General features: G+C 61.4%; 21 protein-coding genes. 11 read left to right on the plus strand and 10 right to left on the minus strand.

Features of this window, described 5'->3' with window-relative positions; translation table 11 throughout:
- Positions 1–7: 7 nt before the first annotated feature.
- Positions 8–1534 carry a leucyl aminopeptidase gene (locus tag BUS06_RS18110; protein WP_074265511.1) on the minus strand — a complete coding sequence of 509 codons (1527 nt, stop codon included), beginning with the start codon at positions 1532–1534 and terminating at the stop codon, positions 8–10.
- Between the two features lie 133 nt (positions 1535–1667).
- On the opposite strand from BUS06_RS18110, the gene lptF reads away from it, so the two are divergent.
- Genes lptF through BUS06_RS18125 form a run of 3 tightly spaced genes read left to right on the plus strand, consistent with a single transcriptional unit; the run spans position 1668 to position 4308 of the window.
- Positions 1668–2768, plus strand: a complete 1101-nt coding sequence (gene lptF, locus BUS06_RS18115) for an LPS export ABC transporter permease LptF (protein ID WP_074265512.1) — start codon at positions 1668–1670, stop codon at positions 2766–2768.
- Between the two features lie 3 nt (positions 2769–2771).
- A complete protein-coding gene (gene lptG, locus BUS06_RS18120) occupies positions 2772–3920 on the plus strand; it encodes an LPS export ABC transporter permease LptG (RefSeq protein WP_074265513.1) in 1149 nt (382 codons plus the stop codon).
- Between the two features lie 10 nt (positions 3921–3930).
- Positions 3931–4308, plus strand: a complete 378-nt coding sequence (locus BUS06_RS18125; RefSeq protein ID WP_074265514.1) for a sirohydrochlorin chelatase — start codon at positions 3931–3933, stop codon at positions 4306–4308.
- Between the two features lie 803 nt (positions 4309–5111).
- Here BUS06_RS18125 and cobA read toward each other — a convergent pair.
- The 6 genes from cobA to BUS06_RS18155 all read right to left on the minus strand — a co-directional run bounded on the left by cobA (position 5112) and on the right by BUS06_RS18155 (position 11368).
- Entirely contained in the window at positions 5112–5864 is a 753-nt protein-coding gene (cobA, locus tag BUS06_RS18130) for a uroporphyrinogen-III C-methyltransferase (protein ID WP_074266171.1), read from the minus strand.
- Between the two features lie 85 nt (positions 5865–5949).
- The gene (locus tag BUS06_RS18135; protein ID WP_074265515.1) at positions 5950–7263 is read right to left on the minus strand and encodes a sulfate adenylyltransferase subunit 1; all 1314 of its coding nucleotides are present in this window, start codon (positions 7261–7263) and stop codon (positions 5950–5952) included.
- 58 nt (positions 7264–7321) lie between these two features.
- Complete coding sequence (cysD, locus tag BUS06_RS18140) at positions 7322–8284, minus strand: sulfate adenylyltransferase subunit CysD (RefSeq protein ID WP_074265516.1); 963 nt, start codon at positions 8282–8284, stop codon at positions 7322–7324.
- Positions 8285–8373: 89 nt separating this feature from the next.
- Complete coding sequence (locus tag BUS06_RS18145) at positions 8374–9126, minus strand: phosphoadenylyl-sulfate reductase (RefSeq protein ID WP_074265517.1); 753 nt, start codon at positions 9124–9126, stop codon at positions 8374–8376.
- Positions 9123–9665: a DUF934 domain-containing protein gene (locus tag BUS06_RS18150; RefSeq protein ID WP_074265518.1), complete on the minus strand. Its 543-nt coding sequence runs from the start codon at positions 9663–9665 to the stop codon at positions 9123–9125. Before BUS06_RS18150 ends, BUS06_RS18145 begins: the two co-directional genes overlap by 4 nt.
- Before the next feature lie 23 nt (positions 9666–9688).
- Entirely contained in the window at positions 9689–11368 is a 1680-nt protein-coding gene (locus tag BUS06_RS18155; RefSeq protein WP_074265519.1) for a nitrite/sulfite reductase, read from the minus strand.
- 215 nt (positions 11369–11583) lie between these two features.
- On the opposite strand from BUS06_RS18155, the gene BUS06_RS18160 reads away from it, so the two are divergent.
- The 8 genes from BUS06_RS18160 to BUS06_RS18195 all read left to right on the plus strand — a co-directional run bounded on the left by BUS06_RS18160 (position 11584) and on the right by BUS06_RS18195 (position 19911).
- Positions 11584–12525, plus strand: coding sequence for a CysB family HTH-type transcriptional regulator (locus tag BUS06_RS18160; protein WP_074265520.1), 942 nt, complete (start codon positions 11584–11586; stop codon positions 12523–12525).
- A gap of 67 nt (positions 12526–12592) precedes the next feature.
- Positions 12593–13753 (plus strand): ABC transporter substrate-binding protein, encoded by a 1161-nt coding sequence (locus BUS06_RS18165; RefSeq protein WP_074265521.1) that lies wholly within the window; start codon positions 12593–12595, stop codon positions 13751–13753.
- A 317-nt stretch (positions 13754–14070) separates the two neighbouring features.
- Positions 14071–14886 (plus strand): DeoR/GlpR family DNA-binding transcription regulator, encoded by an 816-nt coding sequence (locus tag BUS06_RS18170; RefSeq protein ID WP_074265522.1) that lies wholly within the window; start codon positions 14071–14073, stop codon positions 14884–14886.
- A 65-nt stretch (positions 14887–14951) separates the two neighbouring features.
- Entirely contained in the window at positions 14952–15935 is a 984-nt protein-coding gene (locus tag BUS06_RS18175; RefSeq protein WP_074265523.1) for a tagatose kinase, read from the plus strand.
- Entirely contained in the window at positions 15928–17211 is a 1284-nt protein-coding gene (locus BUS06_RS18180; protein WP_074265524.1) for a D-tagatose-bisphosphate aldolase, class II, non-catalytic subunit, read from the plus strand. The genes BUS06_RS18175 and BUS06_RS18180 overlap by 8 nt, the downstream gene beginning before the upstream one ends.
- Before the next feature lie 62 nt (positions 17212–17273).
- Complete coding sequence (locus tag BUS06_RS18185; RefSeq protein ID WP_074265525.1) at positions 17274–18032, plus strand: GolD/DthD family dehydrogenase; 759 nt, start codon at positions 17274–17276, stop codon at positions 18030–18032.
- A gap of 83 nt (positions 18033–18115) precedes the next feature.
- Positions 18116–19477 carry an ABC transporter substrate-binding protein gene (locus BUS06_RS18190; protein ID WP_254368869.1) on the plus strand — a complete coding sequence of 454 codons (1362 nt, stop codon included), beginning with the start codon at positions 18116–18118 and terminating at the stop codon, positions 19475–19477.
- Positions 19478–19653: 176 nt separating this feature from the next.
- Positions 19654–19911 (plus strand): hypothetical protein, encoded by a 258-nt coding sequence (locus BUS06_RS18195; protein WP_074265526.1) that lies wholly within the window; start codon positions 19654–19656, stop codon positions 19909–19911.
- Between the two features lie 31 nt (positions 19912–19942).
- Here BUS06_RS18195 and BUS06_RS18200 read toward each other — a convergent pair whose 3' ends face one another.
- From BUS06_RS18200 to BUS06_RS18210, 3 genes are all read right to left on the minus strand, one after another.
- Positions 19943–20650, minus strand: coding sequence for an NAD(P)H-binding protein (locus tag BUS06_RS18200; protein WP_074265527.1), 708 nt, complete (start codon positions 20648–20650; stop codon positions 19943–19945).
- A gap of 61 nt (positions 20651–20711) precedes the next feature.
- Entirely contained in the window at positions 20712–21863 is a 1152-nt protein-coding gene (locus BUS06_RS18205) for a Gfo/Idh/MocA family protein (protein ID WP_074265528.1), read from the minus strand.
- Between the two features lie 26 nt (positions 21864–21889).
- Positions 21890–22948, minus strand: a complete 1059-nt coding sequence (locus tag BUS06_RS18210; RefSeq protein WP_074265529.1) for a sugar phosphate isomerase/epimerase family protein — start codon at positions 22946–22948, stop codon at positions 21890–21892.
- Positions 22949–22957 lie beyond the last annotated feature (9 nt).

Raw genomic sequence — 22957 nt, forward strand, 5'->3', positions numbered from 1 at the left:
CGATGGATCATTGTGCAGTGCGACCGTCAGCGGCCCTGTCGATCAGGAACTGCGACAGAAGCGGCACCGGACGGCCCGTTGCTCCCTTCGCGGCACCGCTCTTCCATCCCGTGCCGGCGATGTCGAGGTGGGCCCACGGGTACGCTTCGGTAAAGCGCGACAGGAAGCACGCCGCCGTGATGCTGCCGCCAGGACGTCCGCCGATGTTGGCGAGGTCCGCGAAGTTCGACTTCAGCAGGTCCTGATATTCCTCGTCGAGCGGCATGCGCCATGCCGGATCGGACGCTTCGCGCGAAGCGTCGAGCAGCTCACCCGCCAGCGCGTCGTCTTTCGAGAACAGCCCGCTGTTGTGGTGACCCAGAGCGATCACGCAAGCTCCGGTAAGGGTTGCCACGTCGATCACGGCTGCCGGCTTGAAGCGCTCCGCATAGGTCAGCGCATCGCACAGGATGAGACGGCCTTCCGCGTCGGTGTTCAGCACTTCGATCGTCAGGCCCTTCATGCTGGTGACGATGTCGCCCGGCTTGGTAGCGGTACCGGACGGCATGTTTTCGCAGGTCGGGACGATCACTACGAGGTTGATCTTCAGGCCCATTTCCGCAACCGCGCGCATGGTGCCGAGAACCGAACCCGCGCCGAGCATGTCGTACTTCATTTCGTCCATGCTGTCGCCCGGCTTGAGCGAAATGCCGCCGGTGTCGAACGTAATGCCCTTGCCGACCAGCACCACCGGAGCAGCCTTGGCCGGGCCGCCCTGGTACTGCAGCACGATGAACTGGGGCGGTTCGACCGAGCCGCGCGTAACCGACAGGAACGAACCCATGCGCAGCGCTTCGAGCTGCTTCTGGCCGAGCACTTCGACCTTCAGCTTCCAGTCTTTGGCGAGCTTTTTCGCCGTGTTGGCAAGGTACGTCGGAGTGCAGACGTTGCCCGGCAGGTTGCCGAGGTCGCGCGTCAGATCCATACCGTTGGCGAGCGCAGCGCCTTGCTTGGCAGCGACCTTGGCGCCTTTCTCGTCACCGGTGTCGACGCTGAATACGACGCGCTTGAGCGCCTTCGGCGTGGTATCCGGCTTGCTCTTCATCTGCGTGAACTTGTACGACAGTTCGCGCAGCGCGAGGATGGCCGAGCGCACGGCCCAGTCGGCCGAGCGTTCGAGGATAGGCAACTGGGCCAGCGTAAACGTGACCTGGACGATCTTGGTTGCCAGGATGGCGCGCCAGGCGGCCCGCACGGCGTCGCCGTAGGCTTTCTGGGTGAAAGCGTCCTGCTTGCCGAGGCCAACCAGCAGGACACGCGAAGCACCGATACCGGACACTTCATGAAGGAACAGCGTGGTACCGCTCTTGCCGTCCATGTCACCGGCTTTGACGATACGGGTCAGGAGACCCTTGGTGGCCGCATCGATCTCCAGTGCGGCGCCCGACAGCGTTTGCGACTCGAAAATGCCGATCACGATGCAATCGGACTTTCCAGTCAGGAACCCATTCGAGGAGCCTTTGCTCCAATCACAGGCTTTTATGCTAAAGTCCATCGCGCTTGTCCTCGGATAAAATCTGGGCTTAGGATGAAAGCCGCAATTATCCGCTATTTTTCCCGCGGCGGCTGCACGGGGCTGACGGGATGCTCCCGGACCACCCCCAAGGCACGCACTCTCTTCCTCAACAATGATCTTTGAACGCTCCCTCCAGCGCGAACTCGCGTACACGGCTGGTGCCGTGTTCATGGTTCTCCTCACGCTCGTGCTGACGACGATGATGATCCGGATTGTCGGCTTCGCCGCTTCCGGGGAGATCGATCCACGCGACGTGCTGGTCCTGATCGGCCTGACCGTGATCGGCTATCTGGCCATCATGCTGGTCGCGACCCTGTTCGTCTCGATCCTGTTCGTCCTGACACGCTGGTACAAAGATTCGGAAATGGTGGTCTGGCTGGCCTCGGGCGTGAGTCTCACACGCTTCATCCGGCCCATCGCCGTGTTTGCGACGCCCATCATCATCCTCATCATGTTCTTCGTGTTCGTCGGCTGGCCGTGGTCGAACCAGCAGAGCAAGCTGATCCGCGCGCGCTTCCAGCAGCGCGACGAGGTCTCACTGCTGGCGCCTGGCCAGTTCCGCGAATCGACGGTGAGCCACCGGGTGTTCTTCATCGAAAAGATGTCACCGGACCAGTCGCGCGTCGAGAACGTGTTCGTGACCAGCACCGAAAACGGCAAGGTCAACGTGGTCGTATCGAAGACCGGCCATACCGAGACCCACAAGAACGGCGACCGCTTCGTCGTGCTTGAGAACGGCCGGCGCTACGACGGCGAGCCGGGCAAGCCGGATTTCCGCATCATGGAATTCGAGCGCTACGGCGTGAAGATCCAGAGCCAGCCGGTGATCAACGTCCCGACCACCACCGGTACGCCGACGCTCGAACTGTTACGCAACCCGAACAAGGACAACCTCGCCGAGTTTGCCTGGCGAGCCGGGTTGCCGCTGATCGCGATCAACCTGATGCTGCTGGCGATCCCTTTGGCTCACCAGAATCCGCGACGCAGCCGCACGATCAACCTGGTGATGGCAGTGCTGATTTATCTGACCTATTCAAACCTGTTGAACGTTGTGCAGTCATGGATCGAGCAAGGCAAGATGTCGTTCCCCGTGGGGCTGCTAGGCCTGCACGTGATCGTGGCAGCGATTGTGGCGTTCATTTTCTGGCTGCGGGTGCGCAATCGGCCCTTGTTTACGCGAGCGACGTTCCGACGCTCGTCGCAGGGAGCCTGACCGATGCGGATCTATGAAAAGTACTTCGCCAGTCAGGTCTACCTGTCGTTTATCTTCGTGCTGTTTGCGTTCTCGGGTCTGTTCTTCTTCTTCGACCTGATCAACGAACTGAATTCGGTCGGTCACGGCAACTACAAGTTCCAGTATGCGGTGCTGCGGGTGGCGCTGCAGACGCCGTCACGCTTCTACGAAATCATTCCTGTGGCGGCGCTGATCAGCGCGATCTACGTGTTCGCGCAGATGGCGGCGAACTCCGAGTACACGATTTTCCGGGTGTCGGGCCTCGCGACGAATCAGGCGCTGCGTTCGCTGCTGAAGATCGGTATTCCGTTGGTGATCCTGACTTACATCATCGGCGAAGTTGTCGGACCTTACACGGACCAGTTATCGGAGCGGGTGCGGCTGGAGGCGTTGGGTTCGGCGGTGTCGACCAACTTCGAGTCTGGCGTATGGGTGAAGGACACGTTGACCGCGCGCGCGGACGGCGAGCAGGTAACGCGTTTCGTGAACGTCGGCAAGCTGCAGCCCGACGCCACGATCACCGACGTGCGCATCTACGAATTCGATTCGAAATTCCGCCTGTCGAACGTGCGGATTGCGCAGAGCGGGAAGTTTCAGCCACCGGGCCACTGGTTGCTGAAGGACGTGACGGATACGCAACTGATCGACGTGCCGCCGGTTGCGGGCACGCCTCAGGATGCGCTTAATCCGGTGTACCGCGCGAGTCAGGTGACGGTACCGGAATACTCGTTGCGCTCGGAGTTGACGCCACAGATTCTGTCGGTGCTGCTGGTGTCGCCGGACAATATGTCGATGTTCAACCTGTTCCGCTACATCCAGCATTTGCAGCAGAATCATCAGGACACGCAACGGTATGAGATTGCGTTGTGGCGCAAGCTGCTGTATCCGTTTGCGGTACTGGTGATGCTGGTGCTGTCGTTGCCGTTTGCGTATCTGCACACGCGCGCGGGCGTGGTGGGGATGAAGGTGTTTGGCGGGATCATGCTGGGGATGAGTTTCCAGCTGTTCAACACCTTGTTCTCACATATGGGGATGTTGAATACCTGGCCTGCGCCTTTGACTGCGGCGACGCCTGGGTTGGTTTATCTGGTGCTTGGGCTGGTTGGGTTGAAGTGGGTGGACCGGCATTAGGGGTGGGGCCATGGCGTTGCATGGGATTGTGCTATTTGGACATGGGGCTCGGGATCCTCGCTGGGGGGAGCCTTTTGGGCGGCTGGCGGCTAAATTGCAGAGTGCTTATGGCTCCGCCGGGCCTGTCTCGCTGGCGTTTCTTGAGTTGATGGAGCCGGATCTTTCTTCTGCTGTTGCTGCGCAGGTTTCTCTTGGGTGTTCCTCTGTTACTGTTGTTCCTGTGTTCTTTGGGCAAGGTGGGCATGTGAGGAGGGATTTACCTGCGGTGCTGGATAATTGCCGTGCTGCGCACCCGGGAGTCACTATTCATTGCTCTGATGCCGTTGGCGAAGATGATTCTGTGCTTGAGGCTGTGGCTCAGTATTGCCTTCGGCAAGTGATCGGGTGACTTTTTTTCCCTCTCTCCGAGGGGTTTGCCTGCGGCGCCTTGGTTTGGCGGTTGCTCTTGCGATGTTGGCCTTTCCTTGCGTTCTTAGTGGTCTATTAGCGATGCCCCTGTGCGGGGCGGCACTTACTTTCTTTGCCGCCGCAAAGAAAGTAAGCAAAGAAAGCGGGCTTCAAACCGCTAGCCGGTAGGTGTCCACCACTTGTGTGAACGCGGAGTGGTCCGCGCACGCAACCTGCCCTCGCACCACACCCGTTAGTGACAAAGGGCTCATCCACCCCACTCCGCACTGCGCGCGTCGCGGATGGGTCTGCAAGGGAAGGCGGGGGGTGCCGGAACACGTACGCTCCGCACATTACGGCCCCACCGAAGCGCAAGACGAAGAGGCTGCCTTAGCCAGCCGAATGCAAGCCTCAGAATATGCGCCATATAGTTAGTAAGCCTACGGATCTAGTGGAAGAACTTATGCCGTGCGAGGACTCATGCCGTACGAGCACATATGCCGTGCGAAGAGTTATGCCCGACGGCGGAGCGCGTAGCGCGACGCTGGAACGGATGAGTGCCTTGTCACTAGGGGGGATGGTGCGAGGGCGGGTTGCGTGCGCGGACCACTTCGTGTTCGCGCCAGTGGTGGACACCTACAGGCTAGCGGTTTAAAGCCCGCTTTCTTTGCTTACTTTCTTTGCGGCGGCAAAGAAAGTAAGTGCCGCCCCGCACAGGGGCGAAGCTAATAGACCACTAAGAATGCAAGGAAAGGCCAACACCGCAAGAACACGGACAAGCGCCGCGCAGGCAAAAAAACACTTTCATGCCGCACTAAGCAACGCTTCCAAAGAAGAAACCTCTTGCCCGGCCCGCGCGGCAAACCCCTGCCCGATCATCAGAAGACTAGGCTGCGAAGCATCAAGCCACTGCTGCGCGGCACCCGCAGCAAGATCAGAAAGCGTAAGTGTGAGCATCCGCTCACGAGCCGTGCTGCAAGCCTCAACAATCGCCACAGGAGTACCCCCATCGCGCCCCGCGTCGATAAGCTCCTGCGCAATCTCCGGCCCACTATCCCTGCCCATATAAAACACCAGCGAATCCGCATTCACCTGCTCACGAATCGCCTCAGTATCAGCCGCCCGGCTATGAGTAGCCAGCGCAACGCTACGAGAAACCCCTCGCAACGTCAAAGACCGCTTCAAGGCCGCCGCACTAGCCAGCGCAGCAGTAATCCCCGGCACAACCTCATATTCGATCCCCGCCGCCTCCAGCGCCCGCATCTCTTCATCGGCGCGCCCAAACAACATCGGATCCCCGCCCTTCAGACGAACCACAACCGCGTGTTCCTGCGCGGCATCCACGATCTGCTTGTTGATGAACTGCTGCGCCGTCGACAGTTGCCCGCACCGCTTGCCCACCGCAATCTTGCGCGCATGCGGCGCGTACTCGAGCATCGCCGGTTCAACCAGCGCGTCGTGCAACACCACATCCGCCAGACCCAACAGTCGCGCGCCCCGAACCGTGATGAGATCCGCGGCCCCTGGCCCTGCACCGATCAGATACACCTTACCCATTTGCCTCAACCCCATTCGTACGGTCCGTGCAAAACCCCAAGCCGCGGGCGAGCGCCCATCTGGCGCTCCTTCAAACCCTTACGCCTTAAGCCGAAAACGCCCGGATCATTCCGGCCGCCACCGTGTGATGCGTCGCCTCGTCAATCAGCACGAATGCCCCCGTGCCCTGATGCGAGTCGTACACGTCGCACACCACAGGCTTCTGCAGCGTCAACGCCACCCGGCCAATGTCGTTCATCGTCAGATCGTGACGGTCCGTCGCGTGCGACAGCGTATGCACGTCCAGCACCTGTCTGATCGCACCGATCCGCGCAAACACGGTGTTCGTCGTCTGCTTCAACAGATACTTGCGTTGCGTCGACAAAGGCGTGTCGTCGAACCAGCACAAGTCGGCTTCCAGCTTCTTCGCCGGTTCCGGTGCCGCTTCGCGCAGCACGAACGTGTCGCCGCGCGATACGTCCACGTCTTCCGCGAGGCGAATCGTCACCGTCTGCCCCGCGAATGCGCGTTCTACCTGTGCCGTGCCGCCTGGCACCGGGGCGATGATTTCCGCCACCGTCGCTTCGCGGTTAGCCGGCAGTACCACGATCGTGTCGCCCACCTTCACTTCGCCCGCTTCGATACGGCCCATGTAGCCGCGGAAATCGTCCGCCTGGCTGCCGTCCTGGCGTGCCACCCATTGCACCGGGAAACGCAGCGCCTGACCGGTCGGAATCTCTACCGGCAACGCTTCGAGCAGGTCCAGCAGCGGCTCGCCGCCGTACCACGGCATGCGTTCGCTCAGCGTCACGATGTTGTCGCCTTTGAGCGCCGATACCGGCACGAAGCGCACATCGGCCAAGCCCAGTTGACGCGCCAGTTCCACATACGCATCGCGGATTTCGTTGAAGCGCGTCTCGCTGTAGTCGACCAGATCCATCTTGTTGATCGCCACAATCACGTGCTGCAAACCAAGCAGTTTGACGATCGCGCTATGGCGCTTCGTTTGCGGCAGCAGTTGCGCCACGCCGTCCACGAACGTGACGCGCGTGGCATCCACTAGGATGATCGCGGCATGCGCCGTCGATGCGCCCGTCACCATGTTGCGCGTGTACTGCTCGTGGCCCGGGGTGTCGGCAATGATGAACTTGCGCTTGGCCGTCGCGAAGTACCGATACGCGACGTCGATCGTGATGCCCTGCTCGCGTTCGGCTTCAAGGCCGTCCGTCAGCAGCGACAGATCGATTTCGTCGCCTACGGTGCGCTTGTTTTTAGCGCGTGACAGTGCGGACAACTGGTCCGAGAGCACCGCCTTGCTGTCGTAAAGCAGACGCCCGATCAGCGTGCTCTTGCCGTCGTCGACGCTACCCGCCGTAATGAAGCGCAGCACGCCAAGGTCTTGCGGTTGATGAATACTCATGATTTCCCTACCTCTGTCGACCGGAGTTGGCGCTAAAGCGCTTGCTCCGGTCCCGTGCCTAGAAATAACCTTGCTTTTTGCGCTGTTCCATCGCGGCTTCGGACACCTGATCGTCCATCCGCGTCGCGCCGCGTTCCGTGATTTCGGTCACGGCCGTCTCAGCGATGATCTTCTCGAGATCGTCCGCGTCGCTTTCCACCGGGCACGTGCAGCTAATGTCGCCCACGGTGCGGAAACGCACCTGCGCCACTTCGCTGGTTTCGCCTTCACGCATCGGCGTGAGCGGCGTGACCGGCACCAGCAGTCCATTGCGACGCACGATTTCGCGTTGATGCGCGTAGTAGATCGACGGCAGCTCGAGCTGTTCGCGGGCGATGTATTGCCACACGTCCAGTTCGGTCCAGTTCGAGATCGGGAACACGCGCAGGTGCTCACCGTTGTGCAGACGCGCGTTATACAGGCTCCACAGTTCCGGGCGCTGCGCCTTCGGATCCCATTGGCCGAATTCATCACGGAACGAGAAGATCCGCTCTTTCGCGCGGGCCTTTTCTTCGTCGCGACGCGCGCCGCCAATCAGTGCGGTGAACTCATGTTCAGCGATCGTTTCGAGCAACGTCACGGCCTGCGCGGCGTTGCGCGAATCCGTTTCGCGGCGCAGACGCACGGTGCCGCGCTTGATCGAATCTTCGACATGGCCGATCACCAGTTCAGCGCCGATCTGCTCGGCACGGCGGTCGCGGAAGTCGATCACTTCCTGATAGTTATGGCCCGTGTCGATATGCACGAGCGGGAACGGCAGCACGGTCTTGCGGTTCGCGCCGAGGCCGAATGCCTTCAGCGCCAGGTGCAGCACGACGACCGAGTCCTTGCCGCCCGAAAACAGCAGCGCGGGCTTGCTGCATTCGGCGACCAGTTCGCGCAGGATGTGAATCGATTCAGCTTCGAGCCAGTCCAGGTGATCCATCCGGGTTGCAGTGTCCGTATTCGGTGCGTTGACAGTGGAATCGAGCGTGGTGCTCATGTTCGGGTCCTTCGTGAGTTCGTGTCGCCGGCGGCTGCCCGCGTCACGCAAATATTCATTCTATCGAGAATTAAAACCGGCTTCGGCGATCAGGCGGAGGCGCTTTCATCGACGACCGCGATTGGGATCGTGGTGATATGCAGGCCGCATTCCTTCGTGTCACGCGACTCCCACCACCAGCGCCCTGCCCGGCTATCCTCGCCGGGACGGATCGCCCGCGTACACGGCTCGCAGCCGATGCTCGGATACCCGCGCGCATGCAGCGGGTTCACAGGCACGTCGAACGCAGTCAGGTATGCCCACACATCGGCCTCGGTCCAGTCCGTGAGCGGATTGAACTTGGCGATATTGCGTGCCGCGTCGTGCTCTTCCTCGTGCAGCTCTGCACGAGTGACCGATTGCTCGCGGCGCTGACCCGTCACCCAGGCGCTAACGTTCGACAGCGCGCGGTTCAGCGGCTCGACCTTGCGGATCTCGCAGCAGCGCTTGCGCAGATCGACGCTTTCGTAAAACGCGTTCAGGCCGTGCGAGGCGACGTATTCGTCGACCGCTGCCGTTTGCGGATGAAACTGTTCGATCTCATAGTCATAGCGCTCGCGCACACGGTCGAGCATGCCGACCGTTTCCGCGTGCAGACGGCCCGTATTCAGCGAGAAGATACCGATCTTCACCTGACGCGACAGGATGGCGTGCGTAAGCAGCATGTCTTCCGCCGCGAGGCTGCTTGCGAACTTCACCTTGTCGTGACGGGCCGCGATCGAATCGAGCAGCGCGTCGAGGCGCTCAATCTTCGCAGCCAGTTCCGGCCCGATGGCGGCACCTGCGGTGGCGACGGTACTCATACCGCAGCCTTCTCCGCAGCAGCGGCTTCGCGGCGGCGGAACAGCGGCGACGGGTTATCCACCGCGCCCTGATACTGCACGGTAAATTCGTCGAACGCTTTCAGTGCGTCGTGCAGGTCTTTGTCGGCACGCACGGCGTACGCGTCGAAGCCGCAGCGGAACATGAAGGTGAGTTGATCGCGCAGCACGTCGCCGATCGCGCGAATCTCGCCCTTGTAACCATAACGCTCGCGCAAGAGACGTCCAATGCTGTAACCGCGGCCGTCGCGGAACACCGGGAAGTCCACGGCAATCAGCGCGACCTTGTCGAAGTCGGCGACGATATCCGCCGGTTCGCTGTCCGCTGCGAGCCACACTGCAATTTCAGCGGCGCTGCGCGAAGCCGTCAGCGCGTCGCGCTCAGCCTGCCACAGCGCCAACGGCACAATGATCTTGCCGGCCGGCAACGCGTCCACTGCGGGCAATGCACCGTCTTCCGCTGCACGCACAACTGTCCAGTCATCGTTGACGATCGCGCGATTCTTGATGATAGAAGCCATCTGTTCAATATCCTTTGTCGCGGTTACGCGTGAGCCGGTTGACGCGAAGCGTACACGCGTTCCTTGAACGGGGTGATGCCGATCCGGTTGTACGTTTCGATAAAGCGCTCGCCTTCAATGCGATGCTCCACGAACGTGTCGATCACCTTCGACATCACGTCCGGCATCTCTTCTGCTGCGAACGACGGGCCGATCACCCGGCCGACCTGTGCACCGTTTGCGCCCGTTCCCTGCTCGCCGCCGAGCGTCACCTGATACCACTCCGAGCCATCCTTATCGACGCCCAGAATGCCGATGTTGCCGATGTGGTGGTGGCCGCAGGCATTGATACAGCCCGAGATGTTTAGCGACACGTCGCCGAGGTCGTACACGTAATCCAGATCGTTGAAGCGTTCCTGGATTGCCAAAGCAATCGGAATCGACTTCGCATTCGCCAGCGAGCAGAAATCGCCGCCCGGGCAAGCGATGATGTCGGTCAGCAGGCCGACATTCGGCGTTGCAAACCCTTGTGCCTTGGCCTTTTCCCAGAGGTCGAACAGGTCGCGCTTCTGCACGTTAGCCAGAATCAGATTCTGTTCGTGCGACACGCGGATTTCGCCGAGCGAATACTGATCGGCCCAGTCGGCCACCGCTTCCATCTGCGCGTCGGTGGCGTCGCCAGGGGCGATCGTGGTCGGCTTCAACGACAAGGTCACCGAAGCATAACCCGCCACTTTGTGGGGACGCACATTGCGCTCGACCCAACGGGCGAAGCCGCGGTTTTCCAGCAGATGCTTTTCGAACGAAGCATCCGTATCCGGCAGTTTTTCGTATTGCGGCGGCGCGAAATATTGCGAAACGCGGTCGACTTCGGCTTGCGTGAGCGTCGACGGGCCGTCCTTCAGGTGCTGCCACTCTTCTTCGACCTGCGCCGAGAACTTCTCCGGGCTCAGTGCCTTGACCAGAATCTTGATGCGCGCCTTGTAGATATTGTCCCGGCGGCCGTAGCGATTGTAGACACGCAGGACGGCTTCGGCGTAGGTCAACAGATGCTGCCACGGCAGGTCGCGGCGGATGATCGCGCCGACGATCGGCGTGCGGCCCATGCCGCCGCCGGCCAGGATATCGACCACCAGTTCGCCCTGCTCGTTCTTCTTCAGATACACGCCCAGATCGTGGATCTGCACGGCGGCGCGGTCTTCCTTCGAACCGGAGACGGCGATCTTGAACTTGCGCGGCAGCCAGGCGAATTCGGGGTGGAACGTCGACCATTGACGCAGGATTTCGGCCCACGGACGCGGATCGACCACTTCGTCGGGCGCGACACCAGCGAACTGGTCGGCGGTGATGTTGCGGATACAGTTGCCCGAAGTCTGAATGCCGTGCATCTGTACAGCAGCGAGCTTGCGCAGGATTTCCGGCGTTTCTTCGAGTTGGATCCAGTTGTACTGGATGTTCGAGCGCGTCGAAAAGTGGCCGTAACCGCGGTCGTGTTCACGCGCAATGGTGGCCAGCACGCGCATCTGGTCGCTGCGCAGGTTGCCGTACGGAATCGCGATACGGTGCATATACGCGTGGCGCTGCATGTACAGGCCATTCTGCAGACGCAGCGGACGGAACTCCTCTTCGCTCAATTCGCCCGACAAGCGGCGGCGAACCTGGTCGGCGTACTGCGCGACCCGTTCATCGACGATGGTCTGGTCGTACTGATCGTATTGGTACATTCGGGGACCCCAGTTTGCGTTACACGCCGCGCTCCGGTTGCGCCGCGCAAAGATCTCAGCCTTTGCCAGTGCGGTCGAGCGGACCTTTCAGACCCCCGCTCATTTGCTAATGACAAAAACAGATATCCATATTGAAAAAGATGGGGAAATAGTAATAAACTCCCCATATACTTCAAACGACTAAAAAATTCTTTTGATATGCACAGAGGTTATATATGAACCTGCACCAGTTCCGCTTCGTGCGTGAGGCCGTGCGGCAGAACTTCAACCTCACCGAAGCGGCCAAGGCACTGTATACAAGCCAGCCTGGCGTCTCGAAGGCGATCATCGAGCTGGAAGACGAGCTGGGCGTCGAAATCTTCACCCGGCACGGCAAACGCGTCCGCTCGCTGACAGAGCCGGGGCGCATTATCCTCGCTTCCGTCGAAAAGATCCTACAAGAGGTCGAGAGCCTGAAACGCGTCGGTAAAGATTACGCGGCGCAGGATCAGGGCAACCTCGTCATCGCGGCCACGCACACGCAAGCACGCTACTCACTTCCGGCCGCTATCGCAGAATTCAAGAAGCGCTTCCCGAAAGTTCACCTTTCGATTCTGCAAGGCAGCCCGACGCAAGTGGCCGAGATGGTGATCCACGACCAGGCGGATCTGGCGATCGCCACCGAAGCGATCGCTAACTATAAGGAGCTGGTGTCGCTGCCGTGCTTCCAGTGGCACCACATCGCCGTGATGCAGCCGGACCATCCGCTGCTCGACCGCAAGCTGCTGTCGCTCGACGATCTGAGCCAATTCCCGCTGATTACGTATGACAACGCGTTCGCCGGCCGCACCAAGATCAACGAGGCGTTCCGGTTGCGCGGGTTGTCGCCGGATATCGTGCTCGAGGCGATCGACGCCGACGTGATCAAGACCTACGTCGAACTGGGTCTGGGCGTCGGCATCATGGCCGATATCGCCTTTAACGCCGAGCGCGACCGCCATCTGCGGGCGATGCCGGTCGGCCACCTGTTCGGCAGCAACGTGACGCGGCTCGCGCTCAAAAACGGCGCGTATCTGCGCAGCTATGTGTATACGCTCGTCGAGCTGCTGTCGCCGAGCATGAACCGCAAGCTCATCGAACAGGCGCTCAAGGGCGAACACGAATCGTACGAGCTGTGATTCAATTCACCGTTTTGCACTGCCCTCTTCCTGCTTTCCTTCCCGCTTACCGTTTCGGAGACTTCCGATGACGTCGTATAAAAAGACCCTGCGCGGCATTGCCGTGCTCGGGGCACTCGTTGCGGCAACGGCCGCGCATGCCGACCTGAAAGTCGGTATCGATCTGTCAAGCACCGGCCCCGCGGCCGTGATCGGCATTACCAGCAAGAACGCGATGCTGATGTGGCCGGACACGATTGCCGGCCAGAAAGCGGACTACATCATTCTGGACGACGGTTCCGATCCGGGCGCCGCGGTACGCAACATCCACAAACTGATCAACGAAGACCACGTCGACGTGATCGTCGGGCCGAATATCACGCCGGCAGCGATCGCCGCGTTGGACCCGGTCGCGGAAAGCCAGACGCCGATGATCACGCTGGTTGGCTCGGCCAGCGTGGTCGAGCCGCAGGAAGGCAAGCGCGTGTGGGCCTTCAAGATGGCGCAGACCGATAGCGCGATGGCCGATGTGATAACGCGCTACATGTCGAATCACAACGTCAAGACGGTTGGGTTCATTGGCTTCGCGGATGGCTATGGCGAAAGCTGGCTCAACGAATTTTCGAAGTTTGCGGCGCTTCGGCATATCCAGCTGGTTGCGACCGAACGCTTTAACCGCACCGATGCGAGCGTCACCGGACAAGTGCTGAAAGTAATGGCGGCACGGCCCGATGCGATCCTGATTGCGGGCGCCGGCACGCCGACGGTGTTGCCGCAGCGCACGCTGATCGAACGCGGCTTCAAGGGCGCGATTTACCAGACGCACGGGATTGCGACGCCGGAGTTCATCAAGCTCGGTGGCAAGGATGTCGAAGGCACGCTGTTCCCGACGCAACCGGTCGTGGTAGCGCGCACGCTGCCTGCGGATCATCCGGCGAAGAAGGCCGCGCTAGCGTTCGTGAATGCGTATGAAGCGAAGTACGGTCCGGGCTCTGTCACGCAGTTCGCGGGCGATGCGGCGGGGGTTTATCCGCGGCTGCAGGATGCCGTGGCACGAGCGCTGAAGACGGCGCAACCGGGCACGCCGGCATTCCGTGTCGCTCTGCGCGATGAGCTGGAACATGCGCATGAGCTGGTCGTGCCGAACGGCGTGGTCAACAGCAGCGCGAAAGATCACGTCGGCCTCGATCAGCGGGCCAGCGTGATGGGGATTATCAAGGATGGGAAGTTCGTCTATCTGAGCCAGTAAGCCTGGCGGGCCGGGAATCCGGCCCGTATTGCCAAGGTGGGGCTGCCCGGAATTCACCCGCACCCACCCTTGGGCCTTCCGTCACGCGCGTCACCCAGCGTTAGCGCGTCATCTCGCCTTGCGGCGCGTCAGCCCGCAACACCTCCCCGCCGTCCCCTTGTTTCCCTTTCCGGAAAGCGCACGCACGCGCTCGTCCTCCATCGACGCCCCATCCAGGGAAAACCACAGCCTCACCCGCGACGCTTTCCTTTGACTCTCTTTCGATTCGAAACTACTATCTTTCGAAACAAAAGCGTTTTCTTTCGAAGAGCGGAGACATGCTGGCTAACAAGAGTTCCCTGAAGCGGCGCCTGCAGATCGTCGAGATGGTCCGCAAGCGCGGCGAGGTATCGGTCGAGGAGCTCAGTCAGGCTTTCGATGTGTCGAGCGTGACCATCCGTACCGACCTGACTTACCTCGAACAGCAGCGCTATCTGGTGCGCTCGTTCGGCAAGGCTCGCTATCTTGCGCAGCGTCCCGGCGAACGTGTGTTGATGCCGTTGTCGGACGGTGCCACGCGCAAGGCCGCGGAAATGGCAATTGCGCGTTTCGCGGCCGAGTCCGTGGACGACCACGAATCGCTGATGCTCGGCGCCGGCGAAATCGTCCATAAGGTGCTGCCGCTGCTTTCCGATTGCTCGAACCTGTCGCTGCTGCTGAACGACATCGCCATGGCTCAGACGGCCCAGCGCTTCGTGCACGGCGAGTTGCAGCTCACCGGTGGCCATCTCATCGAGGAGGGCACCACCTTGACCGGCCCCGAAGCGGAACGCTCCGTTACCACGCGCTCGCTCGATCTCTGCATTCTCGAAGCGTCAGGTCTGGACCGCGACGGCAATCTGCTGTGCGTCGACCCGAGCCTCGCGCGGGTGTTTCATGCAGCCACCCAGAGCGCCGCCCGCACCATCGTCGTCGCGTACCAGCCGCAGTTGTCCGAGCGCGACGGCCACGTGTTTTGCAACCTCAGCGAGATCGGCGGACTGGTGATCGACGATGGCATCGATCCGCCCACGATGGACCTGTTTCCACGCAAGCAGCTTGAACTACACCGGCGCGAAAACGGAATTATCGAATTCCGGCGGACCACGCGCTGACGGTCCATTCAAGGAAATTCAAGGAAGCGACGCCATGAACCACCGATTTCAAACGAAGACACGCCATGCCTGATCCGAAATCTCACAGCACCGGAAAGACCGGCTACATCCTGACGATGGGGGAGATCCTCGTCGAAATCATGGCGACCGAGCGCGGCCAGTCGTTCCGCAAACCAGGCACGCTGATCGGCCCCTATGCGAGCGGCGCGCCGGCGATCTTCATCGATCAGGTGGCGCGCCTCGGCAGCCGCTGCGCGATGATCGGCTGCGTCGGCGACGACGACTTCGGCACGCTCAACGTCGAGCGCCTGCGCTCCGATGGCGTGGACGTCTCGGGTATCGCCGTCATCAAGGGGCAGACAACCGGGAGTGCCTTCGTCACCTACCGCGAGGACGGCGAGCGCGACTTCATCTTCAACATCACGAATAGCGCGTCGGCGCATCTTTCCGTAGCCAACATCCGCGAAGACCTGTTGAAGGATTGCCGGCACTTTCACGTAATGGGGTCGTCGCTGTTTTCGTTTCGCATCATCGAGGCGATGAAAAAGGTCATCGAGACCGTCAAGGGGCACGGTGGCACCGTCAGCTTCGATCCGAACATCCGCAAGGAAATGTTGAGGATTCCCGAAATGCGCGAGGCACTCGATTTCATTCTCGACTACACCGATGTGTTCCTGCCGAGCGGTCATGAGGTGACGCTGCTGGCCACCGCCGGTTCCGAGCGCGCCGCGATCGACGAACTCCTGCAGCGCGGCATCCGCGAGGTCGTGGTCAAGCGCGGCAAAGACGGTTGCAGCTTCTACGACGGCACCGACGAACTCCATGTGCCGGCGGTCCAGGTGCGAGAAGTGGATCCCACCGGCGCCGGCGACTGTTTTGGTGCGACCTACATCGCCTGCCGGTCGCAGGGCATGAGCGTCGCCGAAGCGTTGCGCTACGGCTGCGCGAGCGGCGCTCGCGCCGTCAGCTTTCGCGGCCCGATGGAAGGCACGGCGTCGCTGGCCGAACTCAACGCATTCATCGCGAACCCGGAGTCTCATCATGGATAACGTGGTCGCGCGCCTTTCCAACGGGCATGGTGCAGCGAAGTCCCTGAAGGGAATCTATTCGATCTGCTCGGCGCATCCCTGGGTGCTGGCCGCAGCGATGCAACAGGCCGTCGACGATGGCACGCCGTTGCTCGTCGAATCCACCTCGAACCAGGTGGATCAATACGGCGGCTACACCGGCATGAAGCCGGCGGACTTCATTCGCTTCGCGCACGGTATCGCGGAGCAGGTCGGTTTGCCGCGCGAGCATCTGATTCTCGGCGGCGATCATCTCGGACCGAACGCGTGGCGCAGCCTTCCAGCGGAAGAAGCCATGCAGCGCGCGGAAGCACTCATCGACGCCTATGTGCGGGCAGGATTCACGAAGATCCACCTGGACACCAGCATGGCTTGCGGCGGCGATCCGGAGCGACTGTCGGACAGCGTGGTGGCGCAACGCGCGGCGCAATTGTGCGCCGTTGCCGAGGCCGCGGCGGATCACGCCGGGTTCGACAACCAGCCGGTTTACGTGATCGGCACGGAAGTGCCGGTGCCAGGCGGCGCAAGCGAAACGCTCGATACCGTCGAAGTCACCCGGAAAGAAGCCGCGATGGAAACGGTCGCCGTACATCGTGATGCGTGGCGCGCGCGGAACATCGACGCAGCGTGGGACCGTGTGATTGCGCTGGTCGTGCAACCCGGCGTCGAATTCGACCACACGAAAGTGATCGACTATCAGCCCGCCCTTGCCGCCGGTCTTTCCCAGGTTCTGACGCAACTGCCCGGCATGGTCTTCGAAGCGCACTCGACAGACTATCAAACGCCCGAATCGCTGCGGGCGCTCGTGCGGGACGGCTTTGCGATTCTTAAGGTGGGCCCGGGCGTCACGTTCGCGTTGCGCGAGGCACTCTACGCGCTGTCGGACATCGAAGCTGAACTGCTACCCGCAGCGCAGCGCGCCGACCTGCCGGTAGCCGTGGAAGCCGCGATGCTTCGCAAACCTGACAACTGGGACAGGTATTACCACGGCGACGAAACCCAACGACGTCTGCTTCGCACCTACAGCTATAGCGACCGGGTGCGGTATTACTGGGCCGACCCGCAAGTCGATGCAGTTGCGCAACAGCTACTGCATAACCTCACCGGCACAACAATTCCGGAAAATCTCCTGAGCCGCTATTTGCCGGCGCAGTACTGGGCGCTGCGGCGCGGCGCCATCGACGGTTCCCCGATGAGCATCGTGCAAAGCAAGGTCCGCGAAGTCGTGGGGCAATACGCATCCGCTTGTCGTGAGTAACGTGGCACGTCACCGCGATAGCGCTCGCTGCAAACGAGTCAAACATTAACAAGGAGGATGTCATGTCCTTTAAGCCCAACGCGTCTTATGATTTTAGCGACGCGGTCGTAGTAATAACAGGCGCGGCAGCCGGAATAGGCCGGCAGGTTGCGGAGCAATTCGCCGCAGCCGGCGCGACGCTCGCCCTGATCGACCGTTCCGAGTCCATCGTGGATATCGCTTCGAACCTCGGTGAGGTCCACAGGGGCTGGATCGCCGACATCAGCGACCCGGAATCGGTCGCCGCAACGGCCAACAAAATTCTTTCGCAGTTCGGTCGCGTCGACATCGTGGTCAACAACGCAGGCATTGGTCCGCTTGCACCAGCCGATGATTTTCCCCTTGAAACATGGGACAAAACGATGGCCGTCAACCTGCGCGGCGCGTTTCTCGTTGCGCGGGCCTTCGCACCGGACATGCTTGCTCGTGGGCAGGGAAGGATCGTCAACCTGGCGTCCCAGGCTGCTGTGATTGGCATCGAAGGGCATGTCGCTTATTGCGCCAGTAAAGCCGGCGTCATCGGCATGACCAATTGCATGGCGCTCGAATGGGGGCCAAGAGGCGTAACGGTCAATGCCATCTCTCCGACCGTAGTCGAAACGGAACTGGGCCTCACCGGATGGGCCGGAGAAAAAGGCGAACGCGCCAGAGCCGCAATCCCCACCCGCCGATTTGCCAGGCCCGCTGAGATCGCCTGCGCAATCATGTACGTGGCAAGCCGCGAGGCCGCCATGGTCAACGGCGCGAACCTGCTGATCGACGGCGGCTACACGATTATCTAGATCCCAACACGAACGAAAACCTGAGAGCAAATGGAGGCAGTAGAGGGCTTTACATAACCCACGACGATGTTTAGGAGACTGAAATGATTAGCCTTTCTCATATGGCTTCGCTGCGCTGCGGCGCCTTGCGGAGCCGTCTTATTGCATCAGCAGTTGCGGGAATTGGGCTGGGGCTGGGCCTGGGTAGCGTGGCCTATGCCACCACTGTCACGATCGCTGTACCGAACAACAACGATCTGATCGAGATGAAAAAGCTTTCTCCAGTGTTCGAAAAGGCCAACCCCGATATCCAGTTGAAGTGGATCGTGCTCGAAGAAAATGTGCTCCGGCAGCGCCTGACAACGGATATCACGACTAACGGCGGCCAGTTCGACGTATCGGCTATCGGGACCTATGAAGCACCGCTCTGGGGCAAACGCGGATGGCTGGTTCCGATCACCGGCCTGCCTGCCAGCTACGATCTCGACGACGTGCTCAAATCGGTGCGCGACGGCCTGTCTTACAACGGAACGCTATACGCCTTGCCGTTCAACGCCGAAAGCTCGATGACGTTCTACCGGAAGGACCTGTTCGCCGCCAAGGGTTTGACGATGCCCGATCATCCCACCTACAGCCAGATCAGCGAGCTTGCGGACAAGCTGAACGACAGGGCCAACGGCGTTTACGGTATCTGTCTGCGTGGCAAGGCCGGCTGGGGTGAGAACATGGCTTTTGTTTCGACACTGGTGAACACGTACGGCGGACGTTATTTCGACGAGAAGTGGAACGCACAGGTCGATTCTCCGGAATGGAAGAGCGCGATCAATTTCTACGTCGACCTGTTGAAGAAAGATGGAGCGCCGGGAGCCAGTTCAAATGGCTTCAACGAAAATCTGTCGCTGATGACGGGCGGCAAGTGCGCGATCTGGGTCGATGCGACATCGGCCGCCGGGATCCTCTACAACAAGTCCGAATCGTCCGTCGCAGACAAGGTGGGCTTCGCTGCGGCTCCAACCCAGGTGACGCCGAAGGGTTCGCACTGGCTCTGGTCGTGGTCGTTCGCCATTCCGAAGTCGTCGAAGTCGCAAGATGCGGCCAAGCGGTTCATCGAATGGGCGACGTCGAAGGAATACATCACGCTGGTGGGCAACGACATCGGTTGGGCATCGCTGCCGCCGGGTACGCGTCAATCCACCTACGCACGTCCTGAGTACAAGCAGGCCGCGCCGTTCAGCGAATTCGTGCTGAACGCGATCGAGACCGCCAACCCGAACGACTCAACTTTGAAGAAAGTCCCGTACAGCGGCGTGCAATATGTGGGGATTCCGGAATTCCAGTCGTTCGGAACCCTGATCGGGCAGCAGATAGCCGGGGCGCTCGCAGGACAGATCAGCGTTGACCAGGCGCTGCAGGCGGGTCAGGCTGCTGCTAACCGCGCCGTACGCTCGGCGGGCTACCAGAAGTAGCGAACGCATCGGCCGTAGCCGCGTAAGCCACGCGCATTCGTGCGATACGAAGCGCGTGGCTCGTGAGTCAGCGTGGCAGATCAGCCTGGAAGCGGGACCGCATACGGCGATTGGGCAGACGATGGCGCACCATTGCTGATACAGTAAATGCCCCCTCCTCCCGCAATCGCACTACCATGCGCACCACCCGAGCCATCAACGCCGTCGAGCGGCTAAAAACCCGCAGCGGCAATCCGCAGTTCGCAGCGATTAGCCTGTCCGGCGGCCTGTTCTATCTGGTCGACAAATCGGGCGGCACCGACAAGAAGGTTTCCGATCCGCTGCCGCTCGACGATTTCGTCAAATTCGTCGACGGCTTCGGGCCGCCGAAACCGCGCAAGGCAAGCAAGCTAGACCTCGCGTTCGAAGAGCAGATCAGGAAAAGCAAGAGCTAAAGCGCCCGCGGCACGAGAGCTGGAAGAAAGCTCAGCGGCACAAAGGCGGGGCGTCATGCAGTGCGTCGTTCTCGATGATATTGATGCCACGCGTATCGCCGCTCAGGACCTCGGTCACCAGCGCCCGCGCCACCCGCTCGACGGAAATCGAGCGCCACTTCGGCGGCAGATACACCCCGAGACGCCGCGCAATGCTTTCCAGCGGCCTGCTCTCGTTACGTTCGCCCATCAGGAATGAAGGCCGTACGATGGTCAGCACCGGATAGTCGAGCTTCCTCAAACTCTGCTCCACATTCCCTTTCACGCGGCTGTAGAAAGTGCGCGCTTGCGGATCGGCGCCGATCGCACTGACTATCGCAAAGTGCGAAGCGCCATGGCGGCGGGCAATACCGGCAATCCGCAGCGGATATTCGTAGTCCACCTTGCGAAACGCCGCCTGTGAACCCGCCGTGCGGATGGTCGTGCCCAGTGCGCAGATGACGGAGTCGACGTCGAAGATGTCCGAATCCGCGTCAGGCCAGTCATAGTCGATCACGTGCTCGACGACCCGGTTGCCACCCGTCGACCCCGTCACGGCCGATCCCGACGCCCGCCGCACCAGCATCCGGATTTCCCTGACCCGATCGTCCCGGGCAAGCAGACGCAAACACGCGCTACCGACGAGGCCCGTGCCGCCGAGCAGGAGAATCGTCTGTTTGCGGGGAGCAGTGGACTGGCTGGACGCGAAGGAGGTCGACATGCGTGAGTCCGTCAAAGAGGGGCACCGCCGCATCTTACCGCGTCAAGACGTCTCCTGACCCTTACCCGCGTTGCACTTCCTTTATCTGCCCATCAGCCGCGCTGCTGGCGAGTACCGCCTCGATAAAGTGCAGGCCCGCGACCCCATCGTCGACGGTCGTCAGAAGCGTACTTTCCTGCGGCGGCGCTTTGCCCGCATCCAATGCCTCGATTTGCAATGCAGCGTCTTTATAGAGTTGCGCGAAAGCCTCCAGATAGCCCTCCGGATGCCCCGGCGGCACACGCGTCGCATGAGCGGCGATAGCGCTCTTCACCCGGCCGCGGGTGAGCCGCTGCGCCGCGCCGCCAAGCGGTGTGAACCACAGCTCGTTGGGATTCTCCTGATCGAAGGTGAGACCGGCTTTGGTGCCGTACACGCGCAGCCGCAGCGCATTCTCCGCGCCGCTCGCCACCTGGCTTGCCCACAGCATGCCGCGCGCGCCGTTTTCGTAGCGCAGCATGGCTTGCACGTGATCGTCGACGCGGCGCCCCGGCACGAACGTGTGCAGTTCGGCGGAGAGCCATTTGGGCTGCATGCCGGTGACGAATGCAGCGAGGTGATACGCATGCGTGCCGATATCGCCGAGGCAGCCTGCCGGGCCGGACAACGCCGGATCGGTGCGCCAGCCGGCCTGTTTGTTCGTACCGGATTGCTCGATCGGCTCCGCAAGCCAGTCCTGCGCGTATTCGACCTGCACCACGCGCACCTCTCCAAGCTCGCCCGCTTCGACCAGCTCGCGCGCGTGGCGGACCATCGGATAGCCCGAATACGTGTGCGTCAGCGCGAACAGCCGCTTCTTCTCGCGCGCGAGTTTAGCCAGCGCCTGTCCTTGCGCGAGCGACACGGCGAGCGGCTTGTCGCAGATCACGTGAATTCCGGCTTCGAGAAACGCGGTCGCCACCGGCGCATGCAGATGGTTCGGCGTGACGATCGCTACTGCGTCGATTCCGTCGTCTTTGCGCGCAGCTTCGGCCCGCGCCATCTCACCCCAGTCTGCGTAACTGCGGGCAATGCCGGCTTCTTCCGCACTCGCCTTGGCGCGTTGCGGATCGGACGACAATGCGCCCGCCACCAGTTCGAAACGGTCGTCGAGGCGTGCGGCGATCCGGTGCACCGCGCCGATGAACGCGCCCTGCCCGCCGCCGACCATGCCCAGCCGTAACTTTCGTGTCATGGAAGATGCTCCTTTGATCGATACGCTCAGATACCCAGCACACGCTTCAATTGCGCCGTGTCGACGCCACTGCCCGCGAAGTCGTCGAACGAATGCTCGGCAACCCGAATGATGTGACGCCGAATGAACTCTGCGCCCTCGCGCGCGCCGTCTTCCGGATGCTTCAACGCGCATTCCCATTCGAGGACTGCCCAGCCCGGGTAATCGTATTGCGCCATCTTCGAGAAGATCGCGCCGAAATCGATCTGGCCATCGCCGAGCGAGCGGAACCGGCCCGGACGTTCGACCCAGTCGCTGTAGCTACCGTAGACGCCGGCCTTGCCCGTCGGACGAAACTCCGCGTCCTTTACGTGGAAGACCTTGATGCGCTCGTGATAGATATCGATGAACGAGAGGTAATCGAGTTGCTGCAACACGTAGTGGCTGGGATCGAACAGAATGTTCGCGCGGCGCTGTGCGCTCGCACCGTTCAGACGCTCGAGAAAGCGCTCGAACGTCACACCGTCGTGCAGATCTTCACCCGGATGCAGTTCGTACGCGACGTCCACGCCGACTTCATCGAACGCATTGAGAATCGACGTCCAGCGGCGCGCCAGTTCATCAAATGCTTCCTCGACGAGACCTGCGGGACGTTGCGGCCACGGGTACACATAGGGCCATGCGAGCGCGCCGGAAAACGACACATGCGTGTCGAGCCCGAGCCGTCGCGACGCCTGCGCCGCCAGCTTCACCTGCTGGATCGCCCATTCGGTGCGCGCCTGCGGATTGCCGCGCACGTGCGGAGCCGCAAAGCCGTCGAACAGCAGGTCATAGGCCGGATGCACCGCCACCAGCTGCCCTTGCAGATGTGTCGCCAGTTCGGTGATCTCGACACCGGCGTCGGCGACCACACCCAATAGCTCGTCGCAATACGTCTGGCTGGCTGCGGCCTGTTCGAGGTCGATCAGGCGTGGGTCGACCGGCACCTGGATCCCCTTGTAGCCAAGGCTGGCAGCCCAGCTTGCGAGGTTTTCCAGGCTGTCGAAGGGCGCCTTGTCGCCCAGGAACTGGGCCAGATAGATCGCCGGCCCCTTGATGGTCTTCATCGTGTTGCT

Origin of the sequence: Paraburkholderia phenazinium (genome assembly GCF_900141745.1) — a bacterium.
Lineage (GTDB): Bacteria > Pseudomonadota > Gammaproteobacteria > Burkholderiales > Burkholderiaceae > Paraburkholderia > Paraburkholderia phenazinium_B.